The organism is Chromobacterium haemolyticum (assembly GCF_002081825.1).
GTDB classification, from domain to species: domain Bacteria; phylum Pseudomonadota; class Gammaproteobacteria; order Burkholderiales; family Chromobacteriaceae; genus Chromobacterium; species Chromobacterium fluminis.
On sequence record NZ_MUKU01000060.1, the window covers coordinates 1 to 12,477 of the forward strand.

Here is a 12,477-nt window from a genome sequence, read left to right on the forward strand (position 1 = left end):
TTCAATTCCAAGCAAATTTTCTGGCACGCAAGATCAAAGAAACATCAAGACATCTCTCGTCTTGCAGTGCAAGTGTTTGGTCATCGACCGAGCACTTACACCTATCGGTTATTCGTTTTGTTAAAGATCGGTGCAGATCGCTGCGTTTCGTTTCCGCCGCTGCGTTGTCTGCTGAGGAGGCGAACTATACGTCACCCCCCTAAACCCGTCAACACCTTTCGACACAAAAAACCACCGCTTTCGGCTAAGCCATTGAATCTCAATAACACTGCCAATAACTGCAAGCGCTCAGCCTACGCCAGACCGGCTGGAATCCGGCGGCAGCGGCCTCACTTCCTGCAGTTTCTGGTAGTCGACATGGTCGTTTTCTTCGGCATCGGTATAGATCAGGTCGGCGAAAGCATGGTTCCAGCGGATGTCCTGATGCGAAAAGGTATGACGCGCCACCATTGGTTGCACGGTGGTTTCGTCGATCCCGTTGATGGACAGAATCAGCTGCGCGCGCGCAGCCGCCAACGACTCGGCGTCTCTCCCATATAAGGGGCTAGCCTCGTCAAGCTTGTGCACCAGAGTCCAGCCCAATACGAACATCGGATGCTGTTCACGCACCAGCGCTAGGTCGTGCAGTTTGCGGAAGCTCACACCCTCGACGCTGACTTCATCCTGCAGCAGCCGCAGCCGGGCACTGGCGTCGATGATCACATTGTTTCTGGCGTTGGCGGCGCGCAGCATCAGGGCCGGTTCGCCATTCAGGATTCGCACCACCGGGCTATGGGTAAACACGATGCGCGCCCTGGGCCGCGAAAAACGGGCGAAGGTGACGCCGGTGATCAGCGCGATGCTCATCATGCCGATGAAGATTTCCAGCATAGAGACCCAGTGGGCGTACAGGCTTTGCGGATGCATATCGCCGTAGCCGACGGTGGCTAGAGTTTCGACACTGAAGAAGAAGGCGCCAAGGAAACCCGGCGGATATTGATTAGCGATGCCGCCGGCCTGCGCCTGGTAGAGCCCGGCGAACAAGAGATTCAGCGCGATGAAAGCGGCGGCGATGAAAAGATAGAAGCGCGGCCAGCTAATGGTCATGCAGAAATGGTAGAGGTCTTGCAGCGAGTGGCGGGGCACGCTGTGAAGATAGACGCTGCGGCCCCCTACTTCTACGCGCCGAGCCGGCTTGTTACCGGGGGAAGTCATGAATGGCCAGCCCGTCCTTGAGGTGGGAATGGCTGATTGTGTGAAGATCTCGGACTGGCGTCAATAAAGCCGAAGGCTATCGACGCCCTGGAGGTCATTCCAATGTTGGCCGCTGGAACCGTTTCTAGCTCAGCGACAACAGGGACACCACCCGGTAGCGGCTGACGCCGATCAGGGCCGGCACCAACTCATAGAAGTTGCGATAGCCGTCCGGCTGATTCAGACGCGCGTTGAAATCGGACACGAACTGACTGGCCCAGCTCTGTTCATTCATATGCGACAACTGCTCGATGGAGTGCTGCGCCTCCGCGATCGCGCTATTGATCGCCACGCGGGTTTGCTGCAGTTGGCCGATGGAGCGCACCACGCTCTGTAAAGCCAGGCGCACTTGGGCGTGATCGTTTACCTTCCAGCGCTCTGGCTGAAAAGCCTCGGCCTCGGGCTGCAGCTTAAGCCGCTGCGGAATGCCACCGGGAAAACGAATGCCCCCGCCGCGCACGGTCATCCGCTCGCTGAGCGCCCCCCATTGCGATTCCGGCACGCTGAACGCCAGCTGCCCGTCTTCATTCATTTCAGCGCGCACGCCGCTGGCGGCGAGACCGCGATTGAAGCGACGCAGGATATCTTCTTCGCCGGACGCCCCACCCACTTGCACCGACGCCGGCGCTGCGCCGGATTCCCCGGTGGAGAACACCAGGGTTTCCGCTTGGCCGCCGGACAAGGCCGCCAGATCCAAACCTTTAACAGTGAAGCTCTGGCGCGCGTCGGCGGCCAGATGGAAACGCAACTGTCCATCCAGGCTGCCGCCGCTAACGGTCTGGCGCTTGCGCCACTGTTCGTTGAATTGCTCCAACTGGCGCTGCAAATCGCCCTGATTCAACTGGCGCTGAGTCAGTTCGTGGCTGAGTCCGGATTTAACGCCTTCCAACTGAGCAATCAGACCATCGACAAAAGACAGCGCTTGCTGAGCCGAGGTCAGTTGCTCGTTGAGTTGAGCGCTATAGCGCCAGCCCGAGGCCGGCGCGCCGCGCACTTGCGCAGCCGGTTGCGCCTGCGGCGCGGGCGCGCGCTCAATCACGCTGGCGGCGGCGACCGCGCCGGCGTCCTTGCCCCAGCGTTTACCGCTTTGTTTGACGTTGACGGAGGAAATCGGGGTGTTCATGCCGCTCTCGATCAAATCACGTCAAACAAAGACAACTGGCTGACGCGGCCATAGGCTTTTTGGCTGGCTTGCAGCGCCATGGTGTAGCCGTTCATTTGAATGAAAGCGTCGGCGTAATCCAGGCTGCCCAACTTGGTCATGGTCTGTTTATTGGACAGGCTGACGTTATCGTGATTGAGCGCCAGCGTTTTCATGATGTTCTGCGTGCCGCCCAGTTGGGCGATCTTGCTGGAGATGCCTTCCAGCGCCTTGTCGCTGGCGTTCATCGCGCTGCGGATGTCAGCGGCGACGGTCGGATCCTTATTGTCCAGCGCGGGGTCTTCCAGCCGGCTTATGGTTTTGTCCAGCTGATTGAGGATGTCCGCCATGTTTTCCAGGGTGACGTTAGAGGCTTGGGTAATGCCGTCGCCCACCACCACTTGCTGCTTATCCGTGTTGCCGGTAAAGCTGTAGCGGCTGCCCGCCGGCTTAGTCTCGTCGTAAGCGAGGGCCGCCACAGCCGGCTTGGAGCCGGAGAACATGTAGCGGCCTTCGGCATCCTTGGTATTGGCCGAGTAGAACAGACTTTCGCGCAGGCTGCGCAGCGGCGTCGCCATCGCCTTGAGATCGTCCTCCGGCGGGTTGTTGGCGGCCGCGGTCAGCAGGTCCTTGGCGTCGCGGATGTCCAGGCTGATGCTATCCAGGATGGATTCGTTCTTGGACAGCGCGGAGCTGAGCGCGCCGATGTTTTGCTGGTACTGGTCCAGCGCGGCTTCTTCGCGCTGCAAGCGCAACAGGCGCACGCTGGCGATGGGGTCGTCCGACGGGGCCAGCAGCCGATCGCCGCTGGACATGCGCTGCAGCAACTCGGCCAGCGCGGAGTTGCTGGTCTGCATCGCCAATTGCATGGTGGACAGGTATTGATTGCTGGAAACGCGCATGCTGTCTTCCTTACAAGATGGACAAGGTGCTTTCGAACAGCTGGTTCGCCACGCTGATCACCTTCATATTGGCCTGGTACATTTTCTGGAACTCCAGCAGGTTCATCGCCTCTTCATCGCGATTGACGCCGCTAGTATTGTGCCAACTCTTTTCCGCTTCGGCGCGGATCACCTTGGCGCTTTCCAGACCGGATTTGTTCTGTTTGCTGCTAACCGCCAACTTGCCCACCATTTGCGAGTAAGCGTCGCCAATGGTGACGGCGCCGACGCCGGGCATGGTGATCTTTTGCTGTTGCAGTCCGATCACCGCCAGCAGGTTGCTATTGTCGCCGGGCTTGGCCGGATCGCCGGAGAAGCCTAATTCGGCGGAGGTGATGCCGCTGGTTTTCAAAATGCCGTTGACGCCGGAAGCGTCGTAGACGAACAGCGGCTTACCCGGTTGGCCGTTGCTGTCGTAGCCCAGCGCCAACTGGTCGTTGATGCGCTGAGCCACTTCGCTGGCCAGGGTTTTCACCTGGGCGCGCATCGGGCGCACCGTCTGCAGTTCGTATTGATTCAGGCCGCCCAGCTGGCCGCCGAGGCCGTCGCCGGCCAGGGTGTATTTGTCCTTGGCGAAGTTCAGCGTCAGCACTTGGCTGCCGTCCGGCTGGCTGGTATTGCTCAACGTGGCCGCCTGGGTGTCCGCCACCAGCGGCAGGCCGCTCTTCAGGCTGACGTTTTTGCTGCCGTCCGGCTGCGACACCACCCGCACTTCCACCAGGGTGGACAACGCATCGATCTGACGGTCGCGCTCATCCTCCAAGCCGGAGGTATTGGTGCCGACGGCCTTGCCGGCCGCGATCTTGGCGTTGAGATCGGCGATATTGGACGTTGAACTGTTGATCTGCGTGACCGTGGCGGAGCGTTGCTCGGCGATGGCGGCCAGTTGCGAGCCGAACACTTTATCCAGATTGTTGAAACGCTGAGCCAAGGCTTCGGCGCTCCGGATCACCGGGTCGCGCATCGCGTCGCCTGACAGGCTGGCGGCGCTGAGCGCCTGAAAAAACTGATCAAAGCCGGCGGACAGGCTGCTGCCGTCACGGCCCATCACTTGCTCCAACTGGCCGAAGTAAGGATTCTGCGCCACCAGCTCGCCCTGATTGGAGGCCGCCTGCCAAAGTTGCAGGTTCTTGAAATCGTCGTTGAAGCGGCGCACCGCGTTGACCACCACGCCGGAGCCGGCGCTGTATGGGTCGCCGCTGCCGGGCATCAGCGCGGTCAAGACCACGCCCTGACGCGAGTAGCCCGGGGTCATCTGGTTGGCGATGTTCTGGCTGACGGCGTTCAGCGCGGCCTGGGAGGCGACGGCGCCGGTCAGCGCGTTGTCTATCATGCGCATGGCGGTTCTTACCTTTTATTCAGCGGCAGCAGCGGCGGCGCGAAAGCGGCCAGGCCCTGCGCGTCCGGCAGCGGGCCGGGGGTCTGTTTATCGCATGCGACCGACCCGCCGCCGTTCTTAAGGTGAATATTGCCACCCTCTTCCGGCAGCAGCTGGCGCAGGATGGCGTTGGCCACGCCGAACACCCGCTGCTTGGCCAGTTGGTCCGCCACCGCGCCGTCGGCGAAATCCATCATGTCGCCGTTGATGGAATTGGCGAAGATGCTGTCTTCGCCGGCGATCTCGCGCGTGGTTTTGCGGATCTGCTTGAACATCTCGCGGACAAATTGGGCCTCGAACTGCTCTGCCGCGGCGCCGGCCTTGCGGCGGTATTCCGGCGAGGCCGGCTGCACCGCCGGCTCGTCCTTGGCGTCGGCCGGCATCGCCAGCGCGGCTTGTATGTTTTTGCTTTCCATCAGATCACCACCAGTTCGCCGTCGATCGCGCCGGCCTGATCCAGCGCTTGCAGTATCGCCATGATGTCGTCCGGCGTGGCGCCGGTGCTGTTCACGGTGTCGATGATGGCGCGCAGGCTGGCGCCAGCAGGCCACTTGAACATGCGACCGGAGCCCTGGTCCACGTTGACGGTGGAATTGGGCACGGTAGTGGTCTGGCCGTTGCTGAACGGGCCGGGTTGGCTGACGCTGGGGTTTTCCGAGATCACCACCCGCAAGCTGCCGTGCGACACCGCCGCCGGGCGCACGGTGACTCCCTGGCTGATCACCACGGTGCCGGTACGCGAGTTGAACACCACGCGCGGCACTTCGCTGCCCACGCCGACATTGACCTTTTCCAAGCGCGCGACGAAGGCGACGCGCTCGGTGGGATCCAGCGGCGCGCGCACCTGGATGGTGGTGGCGTTGCGGGTACTGGCCACGCGACCGAAGCTGGCGTTGATGGCCTTGACGATATTGGTGGCGGTTTCGAAATTGGGCCGGCGCAAGCTAAGCCGCACGCTGTCGCCCTCTTCGAAATCGCTGGGGATTTCACGTTCGATGGACGCGCCGTTGGGCACGCGGCCGGAGGTGGGCGTGTTGACGGTGACGCTGGAACCGCTCTTGCCCTGGGCGGACACGCCGCCCACCACCACATTGCCCTGAGCCAAGGCGTAGATTTCGCCGTTGGCCGCCTTCAGCTGGGTCAGCAGCAAGGTGCCGCCGCGCAGACTCTTCGCGTCGCCCAGCGAGGACACGGTCACGTCTATGGTTTGGCCGCGCCCATAGCCCGGCGGCAGGCTGGCGCTCACCATCACCGCCGCCACGTTCTTGACTTTGGTGTCGGTGCGCTCCGGCATTTTCAGGCCGAACTGCTTAAGCATATTGGCCACGGATTGGCCGGAAAATTTGACCTGGGAGTTGTCGCCGGTGCCGTCCAGGCCCACCACGATGCCGTAGCCGATCAACTGGTTTTCGCGGATGCCCTCCACCGTCACCAGATTGCGCAAGGGCTGCGCCGTCGCCAGCGCCGCCGCCAGCAGCAGCGCCCATCCCGTCATTTGCTTGATAAAACCGTGCATGATCCGCCCTGAATGATTCTGTGATTGCGCATGCTCGCCCCAATGAGCCGCATACGCGAACGGCGGACACCTATCAGCGCCCGCCTGTTGTCCCGTCCGGACTCCTCGCCGCCCCGCCGCTCAGAACGGCATCAGCGGGCTGGCGAAGAACTTCATCAGCCAGCCGGGTTCGTTGGCGTCCGACAAGGCCCCGCGGCCGGAATAGCCGATGCGGGCGTTGGCGATACGCAGCGAGGACACGCGGTTGTCGGTGTCGATGTCCTCCACCCGCACATAACCGGCCAGACGCAGGAATTCCTCGCCCTGGTTCAGCACCAGCTGTTTTTCGCCCTTCACTTCCAGCAAGCCGTTGCCCAACACTTTGTGCACGACTACGGTCAGCGCGCCGGACAGCATATTCTGCTGGGTGGAGGTGGACGAGCCATTGAAGTCCCGTCCCGCGTCCACGCCCACTTGCGCGCGGAAGGTGGTGTTGCCCAGCAGGGACGGCGCGATATTGGCGCCGGATTTCTTGCCGAAACTGGTGCCGGCCTTCTTGCTGGCCTGAGTGGTTTCTTCCAGCACCACGGTTAGCACGTCGCCGGGGCGGAAGGCGCGGCTGTCCGAAGTCAGCGATTGCGCGCCGGCGACGGTGAACACGCCGCCGCCCTTGCCGCGCTGCGGCTGCTGCAGCAATTCCGGCAAGGCGAATTCCTGCGTGGTCTGCGGCGGAATCGGCTGCGCGCAGCCGGCCAGCAGCAGCGCCGACAGCATCAGGGCCATCAGCTTCATCGGGCCGACTGCGCCAGGTACTGCATCATATTGTCGGCGGCGCTCAACACCTTGGTGTTCATCTCATAGGTGCGCTGCGCGGCGATCATGTCCACCATCTCTTCCACCACCTGGACGTTGGAGCCCTCCAGCGCGCCCTGCTTGAGCTTGCCCAAGGAGCCGGAGCCCGGCGCGTCGGTGGTGGCATCGCCGCTGGCGGCGGTTTTCTGGAACAGATTGTCGCCCAGCGCCAGCAGGCCGGCCGGGTTGACGAAGCTGGCCAGTTCAATCTGACCCGCGGTTTCCAGCGTGCTGCCGCTGCCGCGGGTATAGCTGACGGTGCCGGTTTCGCTGATGGTCACCGAGGACGCGTCGCCCGGGATGGTGATCGACGGTTCCAGCGGCAGGCCCTGCGGGGTGACGATGGCGCCCTGGTCGTTGCGCTGCAGCTGGCCGGCACGGGTGTAGCCGGTTTCGCCGTTGCTCATTTTCACTTGCAAAAAGCCCTGGCCGACAATGGCCAGATCCAAGGACTGATTGGTCGTGGTCAGCGTGCCCGAGGTGAACACTTTCTGGGTGCCCACCAAGCGGGTGCCGTTGCCCAGCTGCACGCCCAAGGGCGCGGTGTTGTCCTGGTCGGTCTTGCCACCCGGTTGGCGGTCCACTTGGTAGAACAGGTCTTCGAACACCATGCGGTCGCGCTTGAAGCCGACGGTGTTGACGTTGGCGAGGTTGTTGGCGATGGCGGTCAGGCGCGCGTCCTGCGCCTGTATGCCGGTCTTGCTCACCCACATTGCTGGATTCATGTTTCGATTCCCCGATGGTTTGCGCCGTCGGCCTTGGCCGCGGCGCTGTTATTGGAAGGCCGGATCAAGCGCGCACCAGGCGGTTGCCCGCCTCCACCATGTCGCTGGCGGAGTTGAACAAGCGCATCTGCATTTCAAAGTTGCGGTTCAGCGTCATGGTGGCCACCATTTCCTCCACCGCCGACACATTGCTGCGCTCCAGATGCTCGCCCTGCACCTTGACGGTGTCGTCGGCGGCCAGCACCCCGCCCTGACGGCTGATCACCAGGCCGTTGGCGTCCTTGGCGATGTCCTGCGGCAGCGGCTTGACCAGCTTGAGCTTGTCTATCGGCTGCATTTCGCTTTCGCCGGCGGCCAGCACCGAGATCACGCCGTCGCTGCCGATGTGCAGCTTGACGTAGTCCGGCGGCAAGGTGATCTGGCCGCCGTCGCCCAGCACCGGATGGCCGTTGACGCTCAGCTTGCCGTCCACGTCCGCCACCATGGCGCCGGCCCGGGTATAGGCCTCGTTGCCGTCCGGCCCCTGCACCGCGAAAAAGCCCTCGCCCTTCACCGCCACGTCCAGGTCGCGGCCGGTTTCCACCACCGCGCCGCTGCGCACGTCCACCGCGTTGGCGCCGTTCTGGCTCAGGTGACGGGCGTCGTAGCCGTAGCCGGGCACGGTCTGACTGGTGCTGACGCCGATGTCGGCGCGAAAGCCGCCGGTTTCGGCGTTGGCAATGTTGTTGGCGTGAATCTGCTGCGCCTTGAGCATGCGGTCAGCGCCGCTCATCGCGGTGTAGATCAGTGCGTCCATTTATCCTTGCCCCGCCTTAGACCGCCTGCATCAGCGCCTGGATGGTCTGGTTCTCGGTGGAAATCACCTTGGTGTTGGCCTGGTAATTACGCTGCGCGGTCATCAGGTCCACCAGTTCGGAGGTCATGTCCACATTGGACTGTTCCAGGGTGAAGGCCAGCAGATTGCCGGACAGGCCCGCGCCCGGGCGCGAGTACACCGCGGTGCCGGAGCCGGCGGTTTCCACCCAGCTGGTCTGCGAGGTGGCTTGCAGCGCGGATTCGTTAGGGAAGTTGGCGATGGCCAAGGTGCCCACCACCTGCTTTTGGCCGTTGCTGTAAGCCGCCACCACGTCGCCGTTGTCGTTCAGGCTGGTGCCGGTCATCGAGCCGGACGCGTAGCCGTTGCTGGCGTTCAGGGTCTGGCTGCTTTCGCCGGCGAACTGAGTGGTGCCGGTGTAATCCAGTTTCACCGCCAGCGGGGACGCGCCGGCAGGAGTGCCCAGGTTCAGCGCCACCGGCGCGGTGGGGCTGGTCAACTTGCCGTCGGTGTCGAAATTCAGGGTGGCGGTAGTGGGCAGGTCGACGCCGTCCAGCGTGTAGTGAACGGTGACGGTGCTGGGACCGGTCTTGCAGAAGTACTGGGTCAGGTTGAGCTTATTGCCCAGGGAATCGTAAACGGTGGACACCGCCGAACTGTTGAAGGTGTTCTGCGCCTTGTCGAACGGCACGGTCTGCACACTCCAACCCGCCGACATATTGCCGACGTATTGCAGCTTGTCGCTGGCCTTGGCCGGGATGTTGCCGTTGGGGATCTTGATGTCGCCGAAGGCGCCCAGCGCATTGCCGTCCGCCTTGCCATAGCCTTGCACGCGGCGGTTGAAGCCGTCCACCAGGTAGCCGTCCTTGTCCGCATTGAAGATGCCGACGCGCGAATAGGCCATGCCGCCGTTTAGATCGCGGCTGACGAAGAAGCCGCGGCCGTCGATGGCGGCGTCCAGCGGACGACCGGTGCGCACGGTATTGCCGTTGCGCGCCATGTTCTGACTGTGGCCGACCACTTCCACCCCCATCGGCTGCGCGCCGGCGTAGGCCGCGGAAAAACTGGTGCGGCTGGACTTGAAGCCGTAGGTGCCGGTGTTGGCGATGTTGTTACTGATATTGCCCAGTTGGTTGTTGACGGCGTTGATGCCGGACAAAGCAATGTCGAAACTCATGGTCGCTCCAAAGTTCGTAGGTATTTTGAATCGGCGCTTCAGGCCTGGGTCTTGCCCAGCAGGCGGGTAATGGCGGAAGCGGGGAATTCGCCCAGGCCGGCCAGCGTCAGCGTAGGCTCGCCGCCGTTGATGGGCAGGCGCACGCCGGATACGGTGGCCTGCATTTCCAGCCCGGCCTTGGATTTGGACGCGGTGCGCACTTCCAGCTTGTAATCGCCTTCCACCAGGCCGTGTTTGCTCGGGTCCACGTTGAAATCGAACTCGCCGGCCGGGCGCTTGCCCAGCTCAATCACGGTCTCCTTGCCGCCGGCGTCGGTCAGCACCAGCGACACCTGCTGCTCTTCGCCGGACAGGGTCACGCGGCCGGACAAGGCGTCCTTGCCGCTCAGGTGCGCCTGATCGGCCTGCACCAGCACCTGGCGCCCCACTTGCGAGCCCAGCGATACGCCCTGCAGCTCGCGCAGCATCAGCGCGTTGCCCTGCAATTGCTTGAGCATATCGGCGGAGCTCTTCATCTGGCTCATCTGCGCCAGTTGGCTGACGAACTGCGAAGCGTCGGTGGGGTCCAGCGGGTTCTGGTTCTGAATCTGAGCCAGCAGCAGCTTCATGAACATATCGTCCATGCCGGGGTTTTGTCCGGCGGCCGGGGCCACCGCCGGATTGGCGCCGTTGGAGGCGGCGGACGGGCTCTGCTGCCCGTTTTGCGCGGCGTTCACGCTCATGCGTTGTCTCCCAGTTTCAGCAGGTCCTGCTGCATGCCCTTGACCCGTGCCAGCACTTCCACATTGGTCTGGAACGCGCGCGAGGCCGACAGCATGTCGGTCATCTCCTCCACCGCGTTCACATTGGAATAGAAAACATTGCCGTCGGCGTCGGCCAGCGGGTTGCCCGGCTCGTGCGCCTTGCGCACCGGCTCCTGGTTCTGCACCACGTCCAACACGCCCACGCTGGCGCCGCGCCAGCCGTCGAAGCCGTCGCCGCCCCGGTATTGGGTGGCGAACACCGGCTTGCGGGAGCGGTAGGCCGCCTGTTCGCTGCCGGCGGCGGTGTCGGCGTTGGCCAGATTGCTGGCCACGGTGTTGAGACGCACCGTCTGCGCCGTCATGGCGGAGCCAGCAATGCGGGAAATATCGCGAAAGGACATGGCTTACTGACCTGCTATCACTTTGGCCAGCCCGCGGAACTTCATGTTCAGGAAGGCGAGGCTGGTCTGGAATTCGGAAACGTTCTGCGCGAACTCGGCCTGCTCCACGCCCAGCTCCACAGTGTTGCCGTCGCGCGCCGGGTGGTTGGGCAGCCGGTATTGCAATTCGCCGGACGGCGAATCCAGCGGAAACGCCGTGTCGTCCGCCGAAGCGGCCAAGGCTGTTTTGAAGTCGATGTCTCGCGCCTGATAGCCGGGCGTGTTCTCGTTGGCGATGTTGGAAGCCAGAATACGGGTGCGCTCCGCCCTCAACTGCAAGGCAGCAGGGTGGACGCTCAATGCTTTATCAAGGTGCAAACCCATTGCCTAGACCCATGCGGTTCTCTACCATGTTTAAACATCGGCTATCTAATTCACATTAAATGGCCGGTCGATTGAAAAGCGATACTAATAACCGCACCCTCTCGCGTATACGGGATAATTACCAAGTCATCTTTAATGGGAATTTTCACACCCCCTCGGCATCAAGCCGCGCCGCTATTGGCTGCGCTGCTCATTCTGACCAGCGTTCCGGCGCTGGCGACCCCCTACCCGGCCGCCGCCGCGGTGGAACAGACCGCGCGTGCGTTGCTGCTGCAAAAACTGGGAAAAGTCGGCCTGGAAGCGGCCCGCGTCAACGTCAAAGCGCTGCCGCCGCGCGGCTTCAACGCCCCGCCCTGCCCCGAACCGGTGCGCGTCGCCGCGCTGGATGAACGCGCGCCCAGCCGCATGCGCTTGCAGGCAAGCTGCGACGCCGCCGGCTGGGACGCTGAATTCATCGTCCGCGCCGAAATCAGCGCCCGCGTAGCGGTGGCGGCGCGCGACATCCCGGCGCGCAGCCTGCTGGACGCCGGGGACATAGAATGGCAGGAACGACCAGTGCTGGACCCGGCCGACATGGTGGGCGCCAAGACCAAGCTGGAAGGCCTGAGCAACCGCACCGCACTGCGCCAAGGCCAGCCGCTGCGGCTCAAGGCGCTGGAAGCCAGCCTGCTGGTCAAGCGCGGCGAGGAGGTGCGCATCGTGGCGCGCAACAGCGGCATCGAGGTGGTCGCCGCCGGCGAGGCGCTGGGCAACGGCCGCCAAGGCGAGATCATCCGCGTGCGCAACAGCGCCACCGGCAAGGTGATACGCGCCCGCGCCAGCCTGCCGGGCGAGGTCAACCCGGTGGACTAAGAACTTGTTCAAGGTCTGCTGCGCGTCGCGCGATACGGCGTTGAAACCATCTTCGAAATGCTCATGTACCGTATGTACATTCCGCTTTCTCAGCCGTTTCGCCTTGTCTCGCCCTAGCTCGCGAGACTTTGAACAGGCTCTAAGCAAATGAAAAGCCCCCGTTGTGGGTAATGCCAGTCAGTTAACGCTGACTGGCATTTTTCGTTGGATATTTGTGTGCCCTGTTCTTCACGACTCGCGGGCAATGTCGGCCTGGTCTGCGTGGTGGCAGCACAAACAGCCTCGACTGCTCCAGTAAGCGCGCCAATTGGGCGGGTAACGTACCTGCTGATGCCAGACTGGCAAAGCACAACACATTCAAT

The 12,477-nt window shown here is 62.9% G+C and carries 14 protein-coding genes; 1 reads left to right on the top strand and 13 read right to left on the bottom strand.

What is annotated here, in order from left to right; translation table 11 throughout:
* Window positions 1-288: 288 nt before the first annotated feature.
* The 13 genes from B0T39_RS24050 to flgB all read right to left on the bottom strand — a co-directional run bounded on the left by B0T39_RS24050 (window position 289) and on the right by flgB (window position 11,263).
* Entirely contained in the window at window positions 289-1,194 is a 906-nt protein-coding gene (locus B0T39_RS24050; RefSeq protein WP_081551211.1) for an ion channel, read from the bottom strand.
* A 124-nt stretch (window positions 1,195-1,318) separates the two neighbouring features.
* Window positions 1,319-2,356 carry a hypothetical protein gene (locus B0T39_RS24055; RefSeq protein ID WP_081551225.1) on the bottom strand — a complete coding sequence of 346 codons (1,038 nt, stop codon included), beginning with the start codon at window positions 2,354-2,356 and terminating at the stop codon, window positions 1,319-1,321.
* Between the two features lie 11 nt (window positions 2,357-2,367).
* Window positions 2,368-3,276 carry a flagellar hook-associated protein FlgL gene (flgL, locus tag B0T39_RS24060; RefSeq protein ID WP_043594410.1) on the bottom strand — a complete coding sequence of 303 codons (909 nt, stop codon included), beginning with the start codon at window positions 3,274-3,276 and terminating at the stop codon, window positions 2,368-2,370.
* Window positions 3,277-3,286: 10 nt separating this feature from the next.
* The gene (gene flgK / locus B0T39_RS24065) at window positions 3,287-4,654 is read right to left on the bottom strand and encodes a flagellar hook-associated protein FlgK (protein WP_043594408.1); all 1,368 of its coding nucleotides are present in this window, start codon (window positions 4,652-4,654) and stop codon (window positions 3,287-3,289) included.
* An 8-nt stretch (window positions 4,655-4,662) separates the two neighbouring features.
* Window positions 4,663-5,109 carry a hypothetical protein gene (locus B0T39_RS24070; RefSeq protein ID WP_081551213.1) on the bottom strand — a complete coding sequence of 149 codons (447 nt, stop codon included), beginning with the start codon at window positions 5,107-5,109 and terminating at the stop codon, window positions 4,663-4,665.
* A complete protein-coding gene (locus tag B0T39_RS24075; protein ID WP_141111390.1) occupies window positions 5,109-6,209 on the bottom strand; it encodes a flagellar basal body P-ring protein FlgI in 1,101 nt (366 codons plus the stop codon). Before B0T39_RS24075 ends, B0T39_RS24070 begins: the two co-directional genes overlap by 1 nt.
* A gap of 120 nt (window positions 6,210-6,329) precedes the next feature.
* Window positions 6,330-6,980, bottom strand: a complete 651-nt coding sequence (flgH, locus tag B0T39_RS24080; RefSeq protein WP_081551217.1) for a flagellar basal body L-ring protein FlgH — start codon at window positions 6,978-6,980, stop codon at window positions 6,330-6,332.
* Window positions 6,977-7,765: a flagellar basal-body rod protein FlgG gene (flgG, locus tag B0T39_RS24085; RefSeq protein ID WP_081551219.1), complete on the bottom strand. Its 789-nt coding sequence runs from the start codon at window positions 7,763-7,765 to the stop codon at window positions 6,977-6,979. The genes flgH and flgG overlap by 4 nt, the downstream gene beginning before the upstream one ends.
* A gap of 64 nt (window positions 7,766-7,829) precedes the next feature.
* The gene (locus B0T39_RS24090; RefSeq protein ID WP_081551220.1) at window positions 7,830-8,561 is read right to left on the bottom strand and encodes a flagellar basal body rod protein FlgF; all 732 of its coding nucleotides are present in this window, start codon (window positions 8,559-8,561) and stop codon (window positions 7,830-7,832) included.
* Window positions 8,562-8,577: 16 nt separating this feature from the next.
* On the bottom strand, window positions 8,578-9,756 hold the full coding sequence (locus tag B0T39_RS24095) for a flagellar hook protein FlgE (protein WP_081551221.1): 1,179 nt from the start codon (window positions 9,754-9,756) through the stop codon (window positions 8,578-8,580).
* A gap of 38 nt (window positions 9,757-9,794) precedes the next feature.
* Complete coding sequence (locus tag B0T39_RS24100) at window positions 9,795-10,478, bottom strand: flagellar hook capping FlgD N-terminal domain-containing protein (RefSeq protein WP_081551222.1); 684 nt, start codon at window positions 10,476-10,478, stop codon at window positions 9,795-9,797.
* The gene (flgC, locus tag B0T39_RS24105) at window positions 10,475-10,900 is read right to left on the bottom strand and encodes a flagellar basal body rod protein FlgC (RefSeq protein ID WP_019102950.1); all 426 of its coding nucleotides are present in this window, start codon (window positions 10,898-10,900) and stop codon (window positions 10,475-10,477) included. Before flgC ends, B0T39_RS24100 begins: the two co-directional genes overlap by 4 nt.
* Before the next feature lie 3 nt (window positions 10,901-10,903).
* On the bottom strand, window positions 10,904-11,263 hold the full coding sequence (flgB, locus tag B0T39_RS24110; RefSeq protein WP_081551223.1) for a flagellar basal body rod protein FlgB: 360 nt from the start codon (window positions 11,261-11,263) through the stop codon (window positions 10,904-10,906).
* A gap of 177 nt (window positions 11,264-11,440) precedes the next feature.
* On the opposite strand from flgB, the gene flgA reads away from it, so the two are divergent.
* Window positions 11,441-12,115, top strand: a complete 675-nt coding sequence (gene flgA, locus B0T39_RS24115; RefSeq protein WP_176219651.1) for a flagellar basal body P-ring formation chaperone FlgA — start codon at window positions 11,441-11,443, stop codon at window positions 12,113-12,115.
* Window positions 12,116-12,477 lie beyond the last annotated feature (362 nt).